The following is a 20,469-nucleotide window of genomic DNA, read 5'->3' on the forward strand; positions in this document are numbered from 1 at the left end:
CGGAGCAGGCGGAAGGGACGGACGACGGTGATCACCCGTAGCGATGTGCGGCAGGCGGCGACCCGGATAGCCGGACACGTCCGGACGACCCCGGTGGCCCGGATCGAGCCCGATCTCGCCGGCCCGGCCGGCGCCCTCTGGCTGAAGCTGGAGTTCCTGCAACACTCCGGGTCGTTCAAGGCACGTGGCGTCTTCAACCGGGTGCTGTCCGCCGCCGAGCGCGGCGAGCTGCCGGCCGCCGGTGTGGTCACCGCCTCCGGCGGCAACGCGGGGGCCGCCGTCGCGTACGCGGCGGGCACCCTCGGACTGCCCGCCGAGGTGTACGTGCCGACCACCGCCCCCGCCGTCAAGGTCGGCAGGCTGCGACAGCTCGGCGCCACCGTGGTCCCGCACGGCAGCGAGTACGCCGAGGCGTACGAGGCCGCGGTCAAGCGGGCGGCCGACACCGGGGCACTCTTCTGCCACGCCTACGACCAGCCGGAGATCTGCGCCGGTCAGGGCAGCGTGGCGCTGGAGCTGCTGGACCAGGCCGGTGAGCTGGATACCGTGCTGGTGGCGGTCGGCGGCGGCGGGCTGATGGCCGGGGTGACCGCCGGACTGGACGGCCGGGCCCGGGTGGTCGCGGTCGAACCGGAGGGCGCCTCGGCGCTGCACGCGGCGCTGGCGGCGGGCGGGCCGGTCGACGTACCGGTCGCCGGGGTGGCCGCCGACTCGCTCGGCGCGCGCCGGGTCGGCACCATCGCCTACGAGCTGGCCGTCGGCGCCGGGGTGCGCAGCGTGCTGGTCACCGACGAACAGATCGTCGAGGCGCGCCGGCTGCTCTGGAGCACCTACCGGCTCGCCGTCGAGCACGGCACCGCCGCCGCGCTGGCCGCGCTCACCTCGGGCGCGTACCGGCCGGCCGCCGGGGAGCGACTGGCGGTGCTGCTCTGCGGCGCCAACACCGACCCCGCCGACCTGGCCGGCTGACCCTCGGCACCACCCGCCGACCGACCGCCGACTGCCGACCGGCCGCCGACCGTCGTCCCGGGCCGCTACCGCACCACCCGCAGGGCCGCGCGGCGCCGCGCGTACCGGCCGGGCCAGTCGGCCGCCGGGCCGAGCAGGGCGGCGAGCCTGGCCGCGTCCCGCTGCGCCTGCCCGGCGCAGCAGTTGTTCAGCAGTACGTGCAGCTCGTCGGTCTCGTCGGCGAGGTCATGCAGCCGTCCCGCCCACTCGGCCAGCTCGTCGTCGCGGTAGGCGTACCGGAACCGGCCCTCCTTGTCGCCGGTGGTCCACTCCGGGCTGTGGCCGTGGAAGCGCATCACCGCCGGCTCGGCGGTGGCCAGCAACAGCGGCGGGACCGACGACTCGTGGCCCTGCGGCATGTCGACGCTGACCATCGAGATGTCGTGCCGGGCGAGGAAGCCGACCGTCTCCGGCGCGTTCTCCCCGTCGAACCAGGAGGCGTGCCGGAACTCGACCGCGACCCGCCAGGGACGGCAGCGCTCGGCGGCGTCGAGGACGCGCTGCTCCGCCCGCTCGCCCCGGGTCAGCCAGGGCGGGAACTGGAACAGCAGTACACCGAGCTTGCCGGCACCGGCGATCGGTTCGACCGCCTCGCGGAACCGCCGCCACAGCTCGTCGTAGCTGGACTCCGGCAGGTCGCGGCGGCGTACCCGGCCGGTCTCCCGGCCCGGTGGCCGCAGGTCGGCGGGGAGCGCCGCCGCCTGGATCCCGTGCCCGGTGAAGAGGCCGAGCGCTTTGACGTCGAAGGTGAAGTCCGGCGGCGTGCGGTCCACCCAGGCCGCCGTCGTCTCCGGCGCCGGCACCGCGTAGTAGGTGGTGTCGACCTCGACCAGGCCGAACCGCTCGGCGTAGTAGGCCAGCCGTCCGGCCGGGGTGTTGGCCGACCGGGGATACCAGCCGGACGCGAGCAGGGACCGGTCCGCCCACGAGGAGGTGCCCACCTTCATCTCGCCCATGTCCACAGTTTCTCCCCACCGGGCAGCAGGGTCGAAACCTCCCGGGTCGGGACGAACGACCGGGAGAGGGACAGCGCCCTACACTCCGTCTCGTTACCGAGACCGGCAGTTCCGACAAATCGTATGCTGGCCCGGTGACTCCGACCGGCTCCGACGGCTCCGACGGGCATCGCCGGGCGCACACCGGCCGGCGCCGCAACGAGGAGGCCCGGCAGGCGATCCTCGACGCGGCGCTCCGCCTGCTCACCGCCCCGCACGACGGCGGGTTGACCGTCGACGTCCTTGCCCACGAGGCCGGCGTCGGCAAGCAGACCATCTACCGCTGGTGGCAGTCGAAGTGGGCGGTGCTGCTGGAGGCGCTGACCGACTGGGGAGAGTCGCTGGTGCCCGTCCCGGACACCGGGTCACTCCGGGGCGACCTCTGCACCTTTCTCGCGCACACGTTCGCCCGGGCGAACGAGCCGGCGACGGCGGCGGTGCTGCGTACCCTGGCCGCCGAGGCGGCCCGCGATCCCGGCACCGCCGAGCTCTTCCGGCAGTTCACCCGGACCCGCCGGGACGCGCTGCACGCCATCGTCCGGCGCGGCCGGGAACGGGAGGAACTGGACCCGGAGCTGGATCTCGAACTTCTCGTCGACCAGGCGTACGGGCTGTTCTGGTACCGCTTCCTCCTCGGGCACGAGGCGCTCAACCAGGAGACTGCCGAGCGGCTCACCGACACCCTCATCCGCTGACCTGCACCCGAGCTCTCCATGATCGCCTGCGTGCATACGGTTTCCGGCTGCTCGCCCGGCCGGGCGGCGGCGTGTCATGCTGGCCCGTCGGGAGGTTCCGGCTGCGATGCTCGGGCCGGTGCCCGCCGATCGACCGACGAGGAAGGCCAGCAGTCGAGCCGATGAGTTCCGAACACGCACACAGCCACCTGCCGCGCTCCGGCCCGCCGCCCGGCCGGGCGGCCCGGCGGCTGAGCCTGGCGCTGCTGATCCCGGCGGCACTCCTGACCCTCGTGGCGATGGTGCTGCTCTGGCCCGACGACACCCCCACCGCGCGCCAGGCCGACGGGCCGACCCGGGTGCTCGGCACGGTCGTCGCGGTCGACCCGGTCCCCTGCCCGCCGCCGGTGGCGGACGAGGAGTTGCCGGCCGGAGTCCCGACCGACTGCGGCACGGTCACCGTCGACCTGACCGAGGGCGTCGGGGCCGGGCAGCGGGTCAGCACCGACGTGCCGTCCGGTCCGGGCGCCATCCGGGTGCAGCCCGGTGACGAGGTGGCACTGCTCTATCTGGAGGAGAGCCCGGAGCGGCAGTACTCGATCATCGACCACCAGCGCTCCACCCAGTTGTGGCTGCTCGGGGTGGTGTTCGCGCTCGCCGTCCTCGCCTTCGGCCGGTGGCGCGGGCTGAGCGCACTGGCCGGGCTCGGCGTCACCTTCGCGATCCTGTTGATGTTCATCGTGCCGGCCATTCTCGACGGGCGCTCGCCGCTGCTCGTCGCCATCGTCGGCGCGGCGGCGATCATGCTCACCGTGCTGTACCTGACGCACGGGTTCAGCATGACCACCACGATCGCGGTGGCCGGCACGCTGGCCAGCCTGACCATCACCGCGGCGCTCTCCGCGATCGCGACCGCCGCCGCCCACCTCTCCGGCATCGCCGACGAGACCTCGAACTACCTCTCCGTCACCCAGGGCGAGGTCAACATGCGCGGCCTGCTGCTGGCCGGCATCGTCATCGGCTCGCTCGGGGTGCTCGACGACGTCACCGTCACCCAGTCGGCCACCGTCACCGAACTGGCCAGGGCAAACCCCGGCTACGGGTTCCGGCGGCTCTACTCCGCCGCCACCCGGGTCGGCCGGGCACACATCGCCTCGGTGATCAACACGATCGTGCTGGCGTACGCCGGTGCCTCCCTGCCGCTGATGCTGCTCTTCGCCGCCGACAGCGCCACCCCGGTCGGCGAGTTGCTGACCAGCGAGCTGATCGCCCAGGAACTGGTCCGCAGCGCGGTCGGCACCATCGGGCTGATCGCCGCCGTGCCGATCACCACCGCCCTGGCGGCACTGCTCGCCGCCCGGCACGGCTCGGGGGCGGACGCCGGCCAGGTGGTGCCGGTCCCGGTCCTCCCCACCCCCGCCGCCGGGCAGGACGACCCGAGCACCGGGCAGGCCACCACGGCCGCCCGGCAGGAGGCCGCCGCGACGTCGACGCCACACGGGCCCGCGTCCTCGTCGACCAACGGCGGCCCACCGGCGACGGCGACCGGACAGCCCTCGACCAGGACGCCGGGCAACAAACCGGAAGCCGACGATCCCTGGATGGCCTTCGTCGACCGCCACCGGCACACCCGGCCGTAACCGACGAGCCGGCGCCCCGTTCCCGTCGCGTCAGCCGTCGCCCCGCATCTCCCGGGCGATCCGCTCCACCTCTGCCAGGGTCTTCGGGCCCTCCGGCCACCTGCTCGCCACGTCCGAGAAGACCACCGGCACCGCGGCGTCCTCGGCCGGACACCCCGCCGGGGTGCACCGCGGACAGCCGTACCCCTGATGCTGCCGCACCACCCGCCGCGCCTCGTCGAGGTCGGGGGTGAGGACGTCGACGGCGGTCCGGCGCCCCGCCGTCCGCTCTCCGGTGACGTGCAGCCACGCGGTCGCGATCTCCAGCGCCTCGCACTCCTCCAGCAGGCACGGTGAGCAGAGCCGGTCGTCGCCGGGTGCGTGCACGTCGGCGATCCGGCGGGCGGCGGCGGTGATCGCGGCGTGCAACCGGGGGTCGATCGGCGAGCCGTCGAAGACCACGACCTTGACCGCCGTCTCCAGCAGCCAGCAGCGCCGCTCCCGGCACTGGGTGCACGGTGCGGGCGGGTCGGCGGCATGGGTCAGGACGATCCGCTGAGCGGTGTCGATCGCGAGTCCCGGCGGGCCGTCGGCGCCGTTCACACCAGCCGCCGGAGGCCCGTCGGGATCCGGGCGGTGGCGGCCCGGTCGAGGCGGCGGTGGACGGCGGCGAGCAGCCGCAGGCAGCCACCCCGGGGCGCACACTCCGGGCAGCGGCGGCCGGCCCGGTGCTGGCGTTCGATCATCTGGTCGACCCGGCGGCGGGCCAGAGTGATATCCACGTCGGAACCTCCTGACGCCACGGCACCCCGGAGACCAGTCGCGGGGCGCCGCTCACTGTGGGCGGATGACGGGACCGACCCGGGTCACCCGGGGGGCGGGGCCCGGGCCGGCCGGGACGCCGGGGCGGGTACGGGCTCCCGACCGGTGTCCCACAGCGAACGCTAGGGAGTCACACGCATGGTGGTGGAACGCTTACGCACCACTACTTTCGGCGATGACGCCCATCCGCTCACAAAGACCCCGAAGCTCCGACCCCGCCGACCCCCGGCGCAAGAGCAATCGCGCGGTTTCCCGGGCCGCCGCCGAAGACCGGGTGTGCTGCGGGCCGACACGCTCGGCCGCAAGCAGCATCCGCACCGCGTCATGGTGCCGGGCGACATCGGCCAGGGCCCGCGCCATGTCCATGTAGAAGTAGACCTGCCGCACCGCCGGTAGGTCCGCCACCCGAATGCCTCGCGCGGTCTCGATCGCCTCGCCGGCCCGGCCGGTGTCGAGTTGCAGCGCCATCTGCCACAGCGCCACGTTTCGGGGCCCCCACGCCATGTCCCAGGCGTCCGTCTCGCCGGTCCGGTCCGCGATTCGGGTCGCCTCGGCCAGGTGCGCCTCGGCTCCGGCGACATCCCGCAGGCCGGCCGAGTGGTGGGCTCGGGCCAGATGCAGAAAGCCCATCAGATCCAGGGCGGCCGGAGCGGACAGGTCACGATCGAGGTCGTCCGCTGCCCGGTCGCACGCTGCCCGCGCGGGACCGTACGCCCCGGTGTAGGACAGAACGCGCGCCTGGTTCGCCGCAGCGACGGCGAGGCCCACCGGATCGTCCTGCCGCTGGGCGGCGGCAACGCACTGCTCGGCGGCGAGCCATGCGTGCGCGGGGAAGCCGACGTTGAGCAGACAGCCCATCACGACCCCGTACACCGGGACCGCCTCGCGCCGGTTCTCGCCGAGACGCAGCGCGGGAATCAGTCCGATCAGCCGGTGCATCGCCCCGGCGTAGTCGCACCGGCCATAGAGGTCCCGTACCAGATTCGATTCGCGTTGGACGGCGGCCGGGTGCTGGTTGGTAACGGACGACGGCTCGGTGGGCGGGTGGCGCATCATCTCCAGCCAGACCCGTTCGGCGTCGATCCGCGCGGCGTCAAGCTGCCGGTCTGCCGGCACGTACGGCTGGCCGGTCAACTCCACCACGGAGCACTCCAGCGCGGCGGCCAGGTCGACGACCATGTACCGGTCGGTGCGCTGCTGGCCGCGTTCGATGCGGGACCAGGACGTGTGTGAGATGCCGGCGCGGCCTGCCGCGTGGCGGACACTCCAGCCGCGTAGCTGACGGCGGGCGCGGATTCGGTCACCGATCGAAGGGTCGGCGGGTACGGCGCGGCGTGGCATCGGGCCTCCCAGGTAGGGCTGGGGTGGCTGGCGGTCCGGGCCCTACCCCGGACCGCCGCCTCCGACGGTACAGGGAGAGCCTTCCTGAAGATGGCCCGCCGACGGGCCGGTCCAGCGTGGCACGGTTGTCTATGCTCGCAGCGCCGGGACAGTGCCGCCGCTCGATGCGCGGCCGTCGTGGTCGGCCGTTCCGCTCCGGCGGCGGCCTGGCGGAGGGAGCGGGAGATGGTTCGCGCGGTCGCGGTAGCACGGGTGCACGATCCGGCGTCCGGCCACCGCTGGACGCCCCGTCGCCGGCCATCCAGCCGGCCGAGGTTCGGCCGGCTGAGGTTCGGCCGGCTGAGGTTCGGGGTGGCGGTCGGGCTGGCCACGGCCCTCGTGGTGACGCTGGGCGGCCCGGCCGCACGGGCCGGACACCATGGGCCCCCGCCGGCACCCGCCCCGGCGGGCCGGGCCGCCGCCGACCCGGTCGCGCACGACCCGACCGTGCTCCGGCAGGGCCGGTACTACTACACGATCATCACCGGCGACGCCGGGACCCGCACCTACCTGCCGATCAAGCGCTCGACCGACCTGCTGCACTGGACAGAGCTCGGCACGGTGTTCCGCACCCCGCCGGCCTGGGTCGTCGAGGAGTTGGGCACCGTCCCGGCCGACTTCTGGGCACCCGACGTCAGTTTCTTCGACGGCGCCTACCACCTCTACTACGCGGCATCGTCGTTCGGCACCAACAACTCGGTGATCGGCCTGGCCACCACGCCGACGCTCGACCCGGAGAGCCCGGCGTACGGCTGGGTCGACCACGGCATGGTGATGCGGTCGCGCGACACCGACACCTTCAACGCCATCGATCCCGACCTGGTCCTCGACGCCGACGGGCAGCCGTGGCTGGCGTTCGGCTCGTTCTGGGACGGGCTCCGGATCCGCCAAATCGACCGGAGCACCGGCCTGCCGGCCGACACGACCCTGCACCACATCGCGTCGCGCGGCGGCGCCTCGATCGAGAATCCGTCGATCGTCCGCCGGGGCGGTCACTACTACCTTTTCGCCAGCCTGGACTTCTGCTGCCGGGGCGTCGACGCCGACTACCGGACGGTGGTCGGCCGCTCCACCAGCATCACCGGACCCTACCTGGACGCCGCCGGGGTGCCACTGCTCGACGGCGGCGGCACCGACCTGCTGCGCGGCTACAACGAGTTCCGGGGCACCGGCGGCGGTGACGTCTTCGCCGGGCCGGGTGGTGACTGGTTCGCCCACCACTACTACGACGCCACCGACGGCGGCCTGCCCAGGCTCTCCGTGCGCCCGATCACCTGGGTCGGCGGCTGGCCCCGGCTCGGTGACCCCCGCTCCGGCAGCGTCCGGGTCGGTCACGGCAGCGCCTGGTTCACCCTGGTCAACCGGGCCAGCGGCGCGGCGGTCAGCGTGCCGACCTGCGGATACGAGGGCGCCGACGTTCGGATCGCCGAGATCGCCGAGCCGGAGGCCAGCACCTGCCAGCAGTGGCGGCCGGAGTACCGGGGCGACGGCCAGGTCAGCCTGCTGCACCGGTCCAGCAACAAGGTCGCCGAGGTCGCCGGCTGCGTCGACGCCGACGGTGCCCGGGTCGCCCTCTGGGGGTGGCTGGCCAACGACTGCCAGCGGTTCCGGGTGGTGCCGACCGCCGACGGCTGGTCCCGGATCGAGAACCGGCTGGCCGGCCGGGTGCTGGAAGCGGCCGGCTGCGGCGGGGTGGGCGCGCCGGTCCAGGTCTGGTCCTGGCTGGACAACGACTGCCAGCAGTTCCGCCTCGAACCGGTCGGAGACGTGCTGATCGTCGACGCCGCCGGGCAGCGGGTGTGGGGTGTGCCGGGCTGCGAGCGCCGGACAGCACGGTCCGGGCCGACCGGCCGGGTCGTCGCGGACCGGCCCCGCGCCGGAAACTGCCAACTCTGGTATTTCACGCCGGCCGGCGAGGGCTACTTCCGGATCGTCAACCGGGGTGCGGAACGGCCGCTGACGGCGGTCACCGGCCGGGACGGCGGCGTACGTCTGACGCTCGGTCCGCGGCACGGCTCCGGCCCGGCCTTCCGGTGGCGGATCGAGGCGGTCGACGGCGAGGGCTACCGGCTGGTCGACTCCGCCGGCACCGTCGCCACCCTGCCCGGTACGCCCGACCGGATCCTCCTGCTCACCCCGTGACAGACGGCGGCCTCACCCGTGACAGGCGGCGGCGCGGCGCACCGTGAGAGGCTCGCCCTCGTCCCCGCCGACCGGTCCGACAGGAGGAGAAGACATGGGCACCACCGATACGACGCGGGTGCGGGTCACGGCCTTCGACCACCTCGTGCTCACGGTGCAGGACGTGGAGCGGTCGCTGGAGTTCTACTGCGGGACCCTCGGCCTGGCACCGGTCCGGGTCGACGAGTGGCGGGCGGGCCGGGTCCCGTTCCCCTCGGTACGGATCGCCCCGGAGACGATCATCGACCTGGTGCACGGTCACCGGGGCGAGTCGAACGTCGACCACATCTGCCTGGTGGTGAAGCCGCTGGACTGGGCGGAGGTGATCGAGTCGGGCATGTTCACCGTGCTGGAAGGGCCCGTCGACCGGTTCGGCGCGCGCGGTCGCGCGATCTCGATCTACGTACGCGACCCGGACGGCAACACCGTCGAGCTGCGCTGGTATCCCGAGGACAGGGAGGCGTAACGTCGCCACGATCGACACATAGAACGATATTCTTGAATGCGTCACCTCGGCGACGGATAGTACTCCGAGCGCGTCCACCAGCATCAAGGCGGCGATGTCATGGCCAACATCCTCGACCGGATCGACCGGGCGATGTCCGGCCTCTGCCCGTGTGGAGCCGCCCCAGCCGACGGCTCGGCGTACTGCTCGGACGACTGCCGACCCAGCTACCTCGGCGACGACACCGACACCCGGGAGGCCGGTCACCTGGCCACCCCGATGCGGTGGCGCCCCGACCTGATCAGCGCGGCCGTCGACGACGACCTGGTCGGCCTCGACGTCCAGACCTGGTACGAGGGGCACTACCGGGCCCAGATCTTCGAGCGGGCCGGCCACCCCGGCACCTGGCACCTCCGGCTCGACGACGGGCACCGGTACGTCGGCTGCGACCTCACCGGCGTGGACCTCCGGCAGCGGCAGGAGCCCGTACCCGAGCACCTGATCGGCCGGGTCCGGGACACCTGGCAGCGGTTGGAACGCGAGCTGACCGACCCGCGCCACACGCTGCCGTACGCCGGCGCGTGGCAGGCCACCCGGTCGCTCCCCGCCGGATCGTCCGCCGCCGAGATGTTCGGGCCGACCATTCCCCACGGAATTCCTCCGCAGACGTGGCAGCGGCTGTGCCGGCGGTGCGACCGGCACGGCGCACCGCTGGACGGCCGGCGGGACGGCGAGTCCCGCCAGCTCTGCACGCACTGCGGCGCACCGTTCCCGGGTCCGGCGCTGACGCCGTCGCTACAGTCCCACGGCCGGCACACGGTGTTGAAGCTGAGCTACGTGCTGGGCGGCGTGCACTTCACCCGGAGCGCGTTCATACCCGGGCGGGACATGATGACCGCCGAGGACCCGGCGGCGCTGCTGCAGAGTTCGTGGGACCGGCTCGAAGCCTTCCTGCTCGATCAGCTCACCCTGACGCACGCCGATCCAGCACACGGCGAACCAGCACGCTCCGACCGCGCGCACCCCGACCCCGCGTAACACGGCAGTGCGTCGCGACCGCCGAACGCCGCCACTCGCCCGGTGGCGGGCGCCGCCGACCGAACCATAAGTTTCCATTATCTTCCCTTCAAGAGAAGCGCATTTCTGCGACGTGAGTTTGATTCGCCGACGACCCGGTCCCTAACGTGAGCTTGCGGCGCGCAGGACGGCCCACGCAGCATCGATGCCGCCGCCACCTGGGTCGTCGGATCAGCCAGAAGCCGGAGACGGTCGTCCCGGCACGGCAATGAATCCGCCGACCCGAGCCGCAGCGCACGATTACTGGGAGGGTTCATACACATGCGACGGTCGCACCGCGGTCGCGCCTCCGCCCGTTTCGGCCCGCGTCGCCGGGTCATTGCCGTGGTCGCCACCCTCACCGTCTTCGGTGGCCTGGTGGGCGTCACACAGATCTCGAACGCGGAGAGCGAGCGGGCGGCCCCCGCCTGCGAGCCCACATCACCTCCGCCGTCGGCCGGCGCATCGCAACCGGCCGATGCCGGCGAGGACGGCGATGCCGCCGGAGGCGACGCGACCGGCGACGCGTCACCGTCCCCGTCGGAGGCGTCACAGTCGACGGTGTCGCCGCCTCCGCCCACCGAAGAGTGCGAGGAGCAGGAGGCGGGCGGTGAGGCGCCGGGGAACTCCGGAGGAGGCGCCCCGGGCGGCGGCGGTCTGGAGTCGCTCGGCGACAACTGCGACGAGAGCAGGCTTTCGCCGCACACCGGCTTCCAGGAGGGCGGCCGGTGTGTGTCGACGGCCTTCGGTGAGGTGGGTGCCGCCGAGCAGAACCCGACGCTGCTGATCAGCGAGGCTCCGCGACGGGTACGCGAGGGCCAGTCGTTCCGGCTCGTCGTGAGCACCCGCAACCTGGTCCGCGACCGGTTCCTGCCGGCGGCGCAGGGTGGCTACTACCGGGAGACCTCCCTGCTCAACGACGAGGGCCTGGTGCGGGGTCACTTCCACACGGCCTGCCGGATGCTCACCAGCACGACGGAGGCGGCCGAGCCGGCCCCGGTGCCCGCGTTCTTCGTCGCGACGGAGGACGGTAAGGGCGGCGACGAGCCGGACCGCGTGATCATCGAGGTGCCGGGCCTGCCCGCCGGGATCGCGCAGTGCGCCTCCTGGGCCGGCGACGGCTCGCACCGCATCCCGATGATGGTTCGTGCCAACCAGATCCCCGCACTCGACTCCGTCCGGATCCAGGTCGAGCCGGCCGCCGAGGAACCGCCTGCGGAGCAGCCCGGCAACGAAGAGCCGCCCGCCGAGCAACCCGGCAACCAGGAGCCACCCGCCGAACAACCCGGCAACCAGGAGCCACCCGCCGAACAGCCCGGCGACGAGGAGCCACCCGCCGAGCAACCCGGCAACCAGGAGCCACCCGCCGAACAGCCGGGCAACGAGCCGGGCAACGACGAGCAGCCCGGCCAGGACGAGCAGGAGTCGGAGGAACAGCAGCCCGGCGGCTCCGGTAAGCCCGCAGACGACGATTCCGACAAGGAGACCCCCGCGGCCACCGAACCGCCGTCCGAGGAGTCGGCCGGCGACGGGACCGACGTCGTCGCCGAGGCACCCCCGGCGGCCGGCACCGGCACCGGCACCCAGGGTACGGGCGGCGGGTTGGCGCTGACCGGTGCGAACACCATCGCCGTCATCGTCGTCGGCGTCGCGTTGTTCATCGCCGGAGCGGTCCTGATCTTCCTGACCCGCCGGCGTCGGACGGTACGCCGCTGACCCTGCACCCCCGCAGCGCCTCGGCAGGCGCGGTCCCTGTGCGGTGGCCATGGCCTTGACCATGGTCCACCCGCGGCGACCGCGCCTGCTGCCGTCTCCCGACTAGCGCATCAGATACCCCCCGGGGTATTGTTCCCGACAGGACCGAGGGCTTCCCGCGCCAGGCGGCGGCCACCAGGTCCGCAGGATCGGCGGGGCAGGGCCCGGGGCCGGGGTGCCATCCGGGCCCCGACAACGGGGCACGGCGACACCTCCGCCGGCCCATCAGGGGAGAAGACTGCCCTGCATATACCCCCCGGGGTATATGCGAGGTACGCGCTGAGAGAGAGGTGACAGATGGCGGGGTGCACTGCGCCTCCGGACACCGGGCCACGACCGCCGCCTCCCTGCTGGCGAACGCCGGGGGCGAGGTCGTGCTCGTCGACGACGAATCCGCGCCGTACGAGCAGTCCGGCGCGCCCGCCTCCCGTACCGCCTGACCACCGCCGGCCGCGCCCGGCCGGCCACCCCACCACCTGGCCATCCCGCATCCGCATGCCGATCCGAGGAGAGACATGGACACGTCCCCGGCACGCCCCACCACGCCCGCGCCCCTGGACGCGACCACCCTGCGCGAGCTGCTCGACACCGGCCGCGCACCCCGGGTGCTCGACGTCCGGACCCCGGCGGAGTTCGAGACCAGCCACATCCCCGGCTCGTACAACGTCCCCCTGGACCTGCTCAGAGAGCATCGCACCGAGCTGCGCAACCACCTCGACGAGGAGGTCGTGCTGGTCTGCCGCTCCGGCGCCCGCGCCGCACAGGCCGAACAGACCCTCGCCGGGACCGGACTGCCGAACCTGAAGGTCCTCACCGGCGGCATCCTCGCCTGGCAGGCCGTCGGCGCGCCGGTCAACCAGGGCAGGCCCCGCTGGGACCTCGAACGGCAGGTACGCCTCGTCGCCGGCACGATCGTCCTGCTCAGCATCCTCGTCTCGGTCGTGCTGCCCGGCGCGAAGTGGCTGGCCGGCCTGATCGGGGCCGGGCTGGCCCTGGCCTCGATCACCAACACCTGCCTGCTGGGCACGCTGCTGGGCAGGCTCCCCTACAACCGGGGCGCGAGCTGCGATCTCGACACCATCGTCGGGCAGCTGCGGGACGGACCCGCCGGGCGCCGGTCGTGACCGCCGGCCTGGCCCTGACCCTCGGCCTGGCCGTCCTGATCGGTGTCAGTCTCGGCCTGCTCGGCGGCGGCGGATCCATCCTCGCCGTGCCGCTGCTGGTCTACGTCGCCGGCCTGCCGGCCAAGGAGGCCATTGCCACCTCGTTGCTCGTGGTCGGTGTCACCAGCGCCGTCGGCGTCCTTCCGCACGCCCGCGCCGGCCGGGTCCGCTGGCGCACCGGGCTCGTCTTCGGCCTCGCCGGCATGGCCGGTGCGTATCTCGGAGGTCGGCTGGCCGGCTACGTCCCCGCCGGCCTCCTGCTGACCGGATTCGCCCTGATGATGCTCGCCACCGCCACCGCGATGATCCGGGGCCGGCGGGTCGACCGGCCGGTACGACACGAGGTGCCGGTGCTGCGGGTGATCGTCGACGGCGTCGCGGTCGGCCTGGTCACCGGCCTGGTCGGCGCCGGCGGCGGCTTCCTCGTCGTACCCGCGCTCACCCTGCTCGGCGGCCTGCCGATGCCGTACGCGATCGGCACCTCGCTTGTCGTCATCGCGATGAAATCCTTCGCGGGCCTGGCCGGTTATCTCTCCACCGTCGGCATCGACTGGGCGCTCGCCGCCGCGGTCACGGCCGCAGCGGTGGCCGGCAGTCTCGTCGGCGGCCGGCTCGCCGGTCGCATCCCGGAGAAGCTCCTCCGGCAGGGGTTCGGCTGGTTCGTCGTGACCATGGGGGTGTTCGTGCTCGCCCAGCAGCTCCCGGTCGAGCTGCGGACGAACCCACTGCTCTGGGCCGGCGCGGCGACCGCCGTCGGCGGCACCGCAGCGGCCCTGGCCCTCCGGCAGCACCACCAACGCCGACATCACGAACGGCGGCACAGCGAACGGCAGCACAGCGAACGCTGAGTTGAGCCCGCGTCGAGTTGGTCGAGAGTTCACATGTCGTTCCGTGCCGGAACACGGCGCGGGGCGGCCGATCCCGCGACGAACCGGAAAGATCGAAGCCGATATTTCGCTGAGATCACCGGGCCGACGTCGCCGTGATCGGAAGGGACCTCCCGATGAGTGGATCCTTGACCAGACGAACTCTGCTCACAAGCGTCCCGGCCGCCGGTCTGGCCATGGCGACGCCGGGCGTCGCCCGCGCGGAGGAGACGACGTACGGTGCCTTTCGCGTCGTACGTCGTCTCCCCGGTGTGCCCGGCCAGCCCGAGATCACGCTGCCCGCCGGCTACGAGATCGTGCCCGGCGCCACCTACTCCGTCGCCTCCCGCGCCGAGTACTACACCTTCGTGCGTGGCCCACGGAACGCCGCGGGCATCGAGGTGAAGGTCCGGTGGCCGGACGTCCCGGTCGAGGCGGTCGTCCACCAGGATCTTCGCCTGGCGGTACGGCGCGATCGTGGCGACCGGGACAGTTTCACGTTCGCGCTGCCCATGACACAGCCGACGGCCGGCGCGAACCAGCCGACGCTGCAGGTCTGGAGCTTTCCCGACGTCTCCCCGGGCATGAACTACCGGATCGAACACAACGACCCCGACCGCGCCGCCGGGCCGTGGACGACGGTGCCGTGGCCGGGCGGCGCCGTCACGTCGGTGATCCATCAGCTCGTGGCGGCGCACGCGATCTGCCGGGATTCCGGCATGGTCGGGATCGCCGCCGCCAAGGGGCACCGGTTCGTCCTGATGGGATTTGAAACCAACAACACCCTGCACGCCGACAACCCGCCGCACTGGCACATCTCCTACAACTCGGGCCCCGACTTCAACTCGCCGACGCACAATCCGCACTTCTGGCTCGACGCGGCGGGACGCAACTTCTACAACGGCATGGACGTCACCGGACTCGGGCGCCTGAAGTACTACGTCGGCGAGCCTGCCCCGCTCTACGACTTCGTCGGAGACGCGAACGGTGGCCGCGGCGACCTCGTGCTGACGTTCACGCTTCGCGAAGACGGCGGCATCGACATCCAGCCGGCTGACGGTCCGGGCTACGCGATCGCGGCCGGACGCGACGGCGACCTGGTGGAGGAGGTCACCGCGCTGCGCGACGGCAGGCCCTGGTTGCGCATCACGGCCAGGGACCGGGTCCGGCACGGTGTGCTGACCGTACGCGTCAGGGGCCTGCAGAATCCGGCCGAGTCGTACGCCCGGGTCCACCGGTACGACCGGCTCACCGGCGTACTGGTCACGGGACGGCACTGACCGCGCCGCGCCCGCGTGGCCGGATCGCTCTCCGGTCCCGGTGCGGCGTGCCGCGCCACGGCACGCCGCACCGGGACGCTGCCCTCAGCGGCGCGTGAGCGCCCGGTGGTCGTAGCAGTGGTCGTGGTCGTGTCCCCAGTCCCGGCGACCGCGCAGCTCGCCGGTGTCGTGCACGATGTCACCGTCGACGATGGTCATGATCGGTCGGATGTCGCGCATCGCCGCGTCGCTGACCCTGAAGTAGTCCCGGTCGAGGACGACGAGGTCGGCGAGCTTGTCCCGCTCGATCGAGCCGAGGTCGTGCTCCCGGTTGAGATACCACGCGTTGCCCCGGGTGTGGGCGTGCAGCGCCTGCTGCCGGCTGATCTGCTGGCCCGGGTTGATCTGCTCGCCGAGCAGGTTGCGCCCGGTGGTCGCGTAGTGCAGCGAGAACCACGGGTTGTGCGGCGCGATGTGTACGCCGTCGGCGTGCATGCCCATCCGGACGCCGCTGCCGAGGATCTGCTTGAAGAGCGGCCCGACCGGGAGCCCGTCGCTGCGGGGTGTGCCGCCCAGCCAGCGGAAGCCCGACACGGAGACGCCACAGTTGAGTGCCTTGAGCCTGGCGAGCTGGTCGGGCGTGGCATGGTCGGCGTGCTGGAGACCCCAGCGCAGTTCCTTGATGCCGAACTCCGCCTCCATCTGCTCGTACGCCGCGACGACCTGCTCGATGGCGGCGGTGTTCGTCGGGCTGCCGCCCTGGGCGTTCTCGTTGCGCCAGCGGGCCCGTGCGACGAGTCGTTGCGCCTCCAGCCAGACCGCGTAGCCGTCCGCGTTCGTCGGCTGGGCGAAGGGCGCGGCCCACTCGCCGATGCCACCGGTACGCAGCATCTCGTCGCCGAAGAACGGGAACTGGTTCTTCAGCCGCTCCCGCAGCTCGGGCAACTGCCGCTCCAGGCCGCCGAGTTCGGGGATGAAGCCCTGGTTGTGCAGGAAGTTGATCTGCAACCGCACGAACGCGAGCCCGTCGGCGTGCAACGCGAGCCAGCCGTCGTACATCCGGTAGTGGTCCAGGGTGGGCAGCCCGTGCGTCGGCTGCGGGTCGAGCGAGGACGGATCCAGCGTCCCGGTCGCGGAGGCGACGAGGGTCTGGTCCAGGATCGCGGTGACTCCGACGCTCGCCGAGTACGCCATGGCATCCAGCGCGCTGCGCTGCTTGTCCTCGAAGGTCTGCCGGATCCGCAGGTGGTAGAGGGCCCGGTTCGCCATGTTCGGGTTGCCGGTGGCGATCGTCCCGTCCGCGCCGACGGTGACCGGGAGATCGGTGATCGATTCGAAGAACTGCTTTCCGAGCGTGTTGACCCGGGCGGGGCCGAAGCCGCTCTGGTAGACGAGGACCGGCCGGTCGGGTACCGCCGAGTCGAGTTCGGCGAGGGTCGGCAGTCGCTGCTCGGCGAACATGCGTGGCGTGCCGGCGCCCATCGCCGTGACGAACTGCCCCGGTGGCACGTCGCGGCGGCGGGCCGCGAGGTACCCGAGCACCTCGGCGACGTTCTTCGCGAGTTCCCATTCGGCGACGTGGTAGCCGGGCCGGTTCGCCAGGCTGACGAAGTGGCTGTGGCTCTCGATGAGCCCCGGTACGACCGTACGTCCACGCAGGTCGATCCTTTTCGCCGCGCCGCCGCGCTCGGCGTCCCGGCCGAGCGCGGTGAAACGCCCGCCGCTGATCCGGACCGCGGAGACGACGGAGTTGCGGTCGTCCATGGTGTGGATCCTGCCGTTGACGAGGAGCAGGTCGTCGCGGCCGTCGTCGGGCCGGTGCGGGGCCGGGCGAGCGGACGCCGGCGCCGGCGAGCCGCCCATCGCGGCGGCCGCGGCCAGCGTGCCGCCCGTGACGATCAGCCCGCGGCGGGACAGCGTCCCGCCGGACCGCTCGGGCCTCTTCTCGTGTCCGTGCTCATGGCGTTGCTCGTGCTCGCTCTCGTGGCGGTGCTCGGAGGTGTCTGCCATCTGGTGCTCCTGGGGTCGGGTGATCGCCGCCCGCCGTCCGGTACCTGCCTGGCTCGGACACGGCGGATCCGCACGTCCTCATCGGAGTACGCGTCTGCCGGTGGGGTCGCCCGGCGCAGAACGACGGGACGGGCGACGGTGGGGGCGATACGGGGTGGTGATACGGGGTGTGAGTGGGTGCCGGTCCGATCGGCCGGTCGTCGAGCGGACCGGCAGTCGGGAGGATTCAGTGCCCGGTCTGGGATTCCCGAGAGACAGCGGACGGGCGTCCGTTAGTCGGAGCAGACCGCAGGGATGCGTGGAACGTCGCGTGATCGGATTCCGACGAAGAGGGCTGGCCGGAAGGAGTGCGCTTCGTGGTTGACGATGCCATGACGCCCCTTCGGAGACTGAGCCGCTAGCCCCCGCTGACGGACGATCGTCCGCTACACGGACGGCTGGGATCACAATGTGCCGATCACCACGCGATGTCAAGACCTCGACCCGAAACAACCGCCCGCGCACCTCGTACGGTGGGCCGCCGACCATCAGGCGCAACTCGGCTGAGGGCTCCCGTAGCGATACAATTCCTCGAACCGGGAGATCCGTGACTTTTCTGGAGCGTTGGGGGACAGAAAACCGGACCGCTATGCTGCAAACGTGACTTCAAATCTCGATCACGCAGTGGCACTGGCGAGGCAGTTCCAGGTCGACAGCGTCCGGATGACGTCGTCGGCGGGTTCGGGGCACCCGACCTCGAGCGCCTCGGCAGCCGAACTCCTCAGCGTCCTCGTGACCAGGCACCTGCGGTACGACTGGTCACGCCCACAGCGAGTCGGGAACGATCACCTGATCTTCTCGAAGGGGCACGCCTCACCGCTGCTCTACTCGGTCTTCAAGGCCGCCGGGGTGGTCAGCGACGACGATCTCATGACGAAATACCGGCGGGCCGGCTCCGCCCTACAGGGTCACCCGACCCCCGAGCTGCCGTGGGTGGACGTGGCGACCGGCTCGCTGGGCCAGGGCCTGCCGATCGGCGTCGGCGTTGCCCAGGCCGCCCGGGTCACCGGCGAGTCGTACCGGGTCTGGGTGCTCTGCGGCGACAGCGAGCTCGCCGAGGGTTCCGTCTGGGAGGCACTGGACACGGCGGCCCGGTTCCAGCTCGGCAACCTGACCGTCATCGCCGACATCAACCGCCTCGGCCAGGTCGGCCCCACCGAGTTGCAGTGGGACATGGACCGGTACGTGCGCCGGGTGGAGGCGTTCGGCTGCACCGCCATCGTGGTGGACGGGCACGACGTGGCGGAGGTCGACCGCGCCTACACCACCGCCGCCCGGTCCGACGGGCCGGTGGTGATCCTCGCCCGCACCAGGAAGGGCCACGGGTACGGCGAGGTCGAGAACGCCGACAACTGGCACGGCAAGCCGCTGCCGGCGGAGATCGCCGATCGGGTGATCGGGCAACTCGGCGGCGTCACCGACCTGCGCTTCACCCCGCTGCTCCCGGAGAGCGCCGACGACCGGCCGGAGCGCAAGCCGCAGAGCTACACGCTTCCCCAGTACGAGCTGGGCGCGAAGGTGGCGGTGCGGAAGGCGTTCGGCGACACGCTGGTGGCGCTCGGCTCGGACGACGACGTGGTGGTCGCCGACGCCGAGGTGGGCAACTCCACCTACACCCTCCAGTTCGCCGCCAAGCACGGCGACCGGTTCTTCCAGACCTACATCGCCGAGCAGCAGATGGTGGCGACCTGCGTCGGCATGGATGTCGCCGGGCTGGTCCCCTACGCGGCGACGTTCGCGGCCTTCCTCTCCCGGGCCTACGACTTCGTCCGGATGGCCGGCGTCTCCGGCGTCAACATCCGGCTCTGCGGCACCCACGCCGGCGTCGAGATCGGCGAGGACGGTCCGTCCCAGATGGCTCTCGAGGACCTCGCCGCGATGCGGGCCGTGCGCGGTTCCACGGTCCTCTACCCCTCCGACGCGACCTCGACGGCGAAGCTGACCGCCGCGCTCGCCGACCGCGACGGAGTGAGCTACCTGCGCGCCACCCGGGGCGCCTACCCGGTCCTCTACGGTGCGGACGACGACTTTCCGATCGGCGGTTCCCGGCTGGTCCGCTCCTCCGACGACGACGTGGTGACCGTGGTCGCCGCCGGTGTCACCGTGCACCTCGCACTCCAGGCGGCCGAGACGCTGGCCGCGCAGGGCGTGCGGGTGAGCGTGCTCGACGCGTACTCGATCAAGCCCATCGACGACGCGGCGCTGGCCCGGAGCGCGGAGCGCACGCCGGCCGGTCTCGTGGTGGTCGAGGACCACTACCCCGAGGGTGGCCTCGGCTCGGCGGTGCTGGAGTCGCTCGCCCGCCAGGACGTCTCCACCCGGGTACGCCACCTGGCCGTGCAGGAGCTGCCCGGCTCCGGTACGTCGGTCGCTCTCTTCGGGGCGGCGGGCATCTCGCCGGAGAGCATCGCGGCGGCGGTCCAGGAGCTGACGGCACAGGGCTGACACCACCCCGGACAGTACGGGGCCGGCAGGTCGTCGACCTGCCGGCCCCGGCTTGTGATGGCGATCCGTAGACCGCTATTCAGCCGCCTGGTGGGCGCGCTCCAGCCAGGGCGCGAGCGCTGTCCGGACGGCCCGCCGGACCATGTCGCGCCGCGCGGCGGGGTCCATCGCGCGGTCGGGCTCGCGCAGCAGAACGTAGAGGGCCCCACCCACCGCACCGGCGAACGCCCCGGTCAGCGCCGTCGCGCTCACCTCGTCGAGCTCGTCGGGGAAGGTCTCGGCCAGACGGCGGGCGATCTCGATCTGCGCGTCGCAGTAGAACTGCAACGCCCGGCCGCGAACGGCCGGCACCTCGTTGATCAGCCGATGCCGGAGCGTGGCGAGCCCATCCGCCAGGTCGTCCTCGTCGACCTCGTCGGCCCGTTCCCAGGCGCGCAGCAGCACCGTCGCCGGCCGGTCGCCCGGCCGGCGCTCCTCGATGACCTCGATCGCCGCCCGCAGCCGCGCGTCGGTCTCGGGGAAGAGGATCTCCTCCTTGGTCGCGAAGTAGCTGAAAAAGGTGCGTGTCCCGATCTCGGCGGCCGCCGCGATGTCGGCGATCGTGGTCCGCTCGTAGCCGTGGCGCTCGAAGAGATCGACGGCGGCGACGACGAGGGCCTGCCTGGTACGGACACGCTTGCGGTCGCGGACGGTCATCGACACAGCGTATCGCCGAAGATCTCGGGATGCACTAAGTGCAGATTTGCACTCAG

General features: G+C 72.4%; 18 protein-coding genes. 12 read left to right on the plus strand and 6 right to left on the minus strand.

Annotated elements, in window-relative coordinates; all coding sequences use genetic code 11:
• Positions 1-27 precede the first annotated feature (27 nt).
• Positions 28-969: a threonine/serine dehydratase gene (locus ACN27G_RS21455; protein ID WP_421494565.1), complete on the plus strand. Its 942-nt coding sequence runs from the start codon at positions 28-30 to the stop codon at positions 967-969.
• A gap of 65 nt (positions 970-1,034) precedes the next feature.
• On the opposite strand, the gene ACN27G_RS21460 is transcribed toward ACN27G_RS21455, so the two are convergent.
• Positions 1,035-1,964, minus strand: a complete 930-nt coding sequence (locus tag ACN27G_RS21460; RefSeq protein WP_421494566.1) for a DUF72 domain-containing protein — start codon at positions 1,962-1,964, stop codon at positions 1,035-1,037.
• Positions 1,965-2,098: 134 nt separating this feature from the next.
• Between ACN27G_RS21460 and ACN27G_RS21465 the strand changes: the two genes are divergently transcribed.
• Both ACN27G_RS21465 and ACN27G_RS21470 read left to right on the plus strand, forming a co-directional pair.
• Positions 2,099-2,698, plus strand: a complete 600-nt coding sequence (locus ACN27G_RS21465; RefSeq protein WP_421494567.1) for a TetR/AcrR family transcriptional regulator — start codon at positions 2,099-2,101, stop codon at positions 2,696-2,698.
• Positions 2,699-2,859: 161 nt separating this feature from the next.
• The gene (locus ACN27G_RS21470) at positions 2,860-4,317 is read left to right on the plus strand and encodes a YibE/F family protein (protein ID WP_421494568.1); all 1,458 of its coding nucleotides are present in this window, start codon (positions 2,860-2,862) and stop codon (positions 4,315-4,317) included.
• Between the two features lie 30 nt (positions 4,318-4,347).
• On the opposite strand, the gene ACN27G_RS21475 is transcribed toward ACN27G_RS21470, so the two are convergent.
• From ACN27G_RS21475 to ACN27G_RS21485, 3 genes are all read right to left on the minus strand, one after another.
• Positions 4,348-4,899, minus strand: coding sequence for a hypothetical protein (locus tag ACN27G_RS21475; RefSeq protein WP_421494569.1), 552 nt, complete (start codon positions 4,897-4,899; stop codon positions 4,348-4,350).
• Positions 4,896-5,078, minus strand: a complete 183-nt coding sequence (locus ACN27G_RS21480; protein WP_421494570.1) for a hypothetical protein — start codon at positions 5,076-5,078, stop codon at positions 4,896-4,898. Before ACN27G_RS21480 ends, ACN27G_RS21475 begins: the two co-directional genes overlap by 4 nt.
• A gap of 193 nt (positions 5,079-5,271) precedes the next feature.
• Positions 5,272-6,459, minus strand: a complete 1,188-nt coding sequence (locus ACN27G_RS21485; RefSeq protein ID WP_421494571.1) for a helix-turn-helix domain-containing protein — start codon at positions 6,457-6,459, stop codon at positions 5,272-5,274.
• Positions 6,460-6,684: 225 nt separating this feature from the next.
• Between ACN27G_RS21485 and ACN27G_RS21490 the strand changes: the two genes are divergently transcribed.
• The 8 genes from ACN27G_RS21490 to ACN27G_RS21525 all read left to right on the plus strand — a co-directional run bounded on the left by ACN27G_RS21490 (position 6,685) and on the right by ACN27G_RS21525 (position 15,244).
• Complete coding sequence (locus ACN27G_RS21490; protein WP_421494572.1) at positions 6,685-8,640, plus strand: family 43 glycosylhydrolase; 1,956 nt, start codon at positions 6,685-6,687, stop codon at positions 8,638-8,640.
• Positions 8,641-8,734: 94 nt separating this feature from the next.
• Positions 8,735-9,145, plus strand: a complete 411-nt coding sequence (locus tag ACN27G_RS21495) for a VOC family protein (protein WP_421494573.1) — start codon at positions 8,735-8,737, stop codon at positions 9,143-9,145.
• 99 nt (positions 9,146-9,244) lie between these two features.
• On the plus strand, positions 9,245-10,162 hold the full coding sequence (locus ACN27G_RS21500; RefSeq protein ID WP_421494574.1) for a hypothetical protein: 918 nt from the start codon (positions 9,245-9,247) through the stop codon (positions 10,160-10,162).
• Between the two features lie 300 nt (positions 10,163-10,462).
• The gene (locus tag ACN27G_RS21505) at positions 10,463-11,896 is read left to right on the plus strand and encodes a hypothetical protein (protein WP_421494575.1); all 1,434 of its coding nucleotides are present in this window, start codon (positions 10,463-10,465) and stop codon (positions 11,894-11,896) included.
• Positions 11,897-12,225: 329 nt separating this feature from the next.
• On the plus strand, positions 12,226-12,375 hold the full coding sequence (locus ACN27G_RS21510) for a hypothetical protein (protein ID WP_421494576.1): 150 nt from the start codon (positions 12,226-12,228) through the stop codon (positions 12,373-12,375).
• Positions 12,376-12,450: 75 nt separating this feature from the next.
• Positions 12,451-13,059 carry a rhodanese-like domain-containing protein gene (locus tag ACN27G_RS21515; RefSeq protein ID WP_421494577.1) on the plus strand — a complete coding sequence of 203 codons (609 nt, stop codon included), beginning with the start codon at positions 12,451-12,453 and terminating at the stop codon, positions 13,057-13,059.
• Complete coding sequence (locus ACN27G_RS21520; RefSeq protein WP_421494578.1) at positions 13,056-13,946, plus strand: sulfite exporter TauE/SafE family protein; 891 nt, start codon at positions 13,056-13,058, stop codon at positions 13,944-13,946. Before ACN27G_RS21515 ends, ACN27G_RS21520 begins: the two co-directional genes overlap by 4 nt.
• Before the next feature lie 167 nt (positions 13,947-14,113).
• Positions 14,114-15,244, plus strand: coding sequence for a hypothetical protein (locus ACN27G_RS21525; protein ID WP_421494579.1), 1,131 nt, complete (start codon positions 14,114-14,116; stop codon positions 15,242-15,244).
• An 84-nt stretch (positions 15,245-15,328) separates the two neighbouring features.
• Here the strand turns inward: ACN27G_RS21525 and ACN27G_RS21530 are convergent, their stop codons facing one another.
• Positions 15,329-17,233 (minus strand): amidohydrolase, encoded by a 1,905-nt coding sequence (locus ACN27G_RS21530; RefSeq protein WP_421494580.1) that lies wholly within the window; start codon positions 17,231-17,233, stop codon positions 15,329-15,331.
• A 639-nt stretch (positions 17,234-17,872) separates the two neighbouring features.
• Between ACN27G_RS21530 and ACN27G_RS21535 the strand changes: the two genes are divergently transcribed.
• Positions 17,873-19,717: a transketolase gene (locus tag ACN27G_RS21535; protein WP_421494581.1), complete on the plus strand. Its 1,845-nt coding sequence runs from the start codon at positions 17,873-17,875 to the stop codon at positions 19,715-19,717.
• A 75-nt stretch (positions 19,718-19,792) separates the two neighbouring features.
• On the opposite strand, the gene ACN27G_RS21540 is transcribed toward ACN27G_RS21535, so the two are convergent.
• Entirely contained in the window at positions 19,793-20,413 is a 621-nt protein-coding gene (locus ACN27G_RS21540) for a TetR/AcrR family transcriptional regulator (protein ID WP_421494582.1), read from the minus strand.
• Positions 20,414-20,469 lie beyond the last annotated feature (56 nt).

This window comes from Plantactinospora sp. WMMB334, from assembly GCF_049179095.1.
GTDB lineage: Bacteria > Actinomycetota > Actinomycetes > Mycobacteriales > Micromonosporaceae > Plantactinospora.

Excerpts from the sequence above, each read along its gene's own strand:
- ACN27G_RS21460 (WP_421494566.1), bottom strand. The coding sequence starts at position 1,964 with ATGGGCGAGATGAAGGTGGGCACCTCCTCGTGGGCGGACCGGTCCCTG.
- ACN27G_RS21470 (WP_421494568.1), top strand. The coding sequence starts at position 2,860 with ATGAGTTCCGAACACGCACACAGCCACCTGCCGCGCTCCGGCCCGCCG.
- ACN27G_RS21485 (WP_421494571.1), bottom strand. The coding sequence starts at position 6,459 with ATGCCACGCCGCGCCGTACCCGCCGACCCTTCGATCGGTGACCGAATC.
- ACN27G_RS21490 (WP_421494572.1), top strand. The coding sequence starts at position 6,685 with ATGGTTCGCGCGGTCGCGGTAGCACGGGTGCACGATCCGGCGTCCGGC.
- ACN27G_RS21495 (WP_421494573.1), top strand. The coding sequence starts at position 8,735 with ATGGGCACCACCGATACGACGCGGGTGCGGGTCACGGCCTTCGACCAC.
- ACN27G_RS21500 (WP_421494574.1), top strand. The coding sequence starts at position 9,245 with ATGGCCAACATCCTCGACCGGATCGACCGGGCGATGTCCGGCCTCTGC.
- ACN27G_RS21505 (WP_421494575.1), top strand. The coding sequence starts at position 10,463 with ATGCGACGGTCGCACCGCGGTCGCGCCTCCGCCCGTTTCGGCCCGCGT.
- ACN27G_RS21515 (WP_421494577.1), top strand. The coding sequence starts at position 12,451 with ATGGACACGTCCCCGGCACGCCCCACCACGCCCGCGCCCCTGGACGCG.
- ACN27G_RS21530 (WP_421494580.1), bottom strand. The coding sequence starts at position 17,233 with ATGGCAGACACCTCCGAGCACCGCCACGAGAGCGAGCACGAGCAACGC.
- ACN27G_RS21540 (WP_421494582.1), bottom strand. The coding sequence starts at position 20,413 with ATGACCGTCCGCGACCGCAAGCGTGTCCGTACCAGGCAGGCCCTCGTC.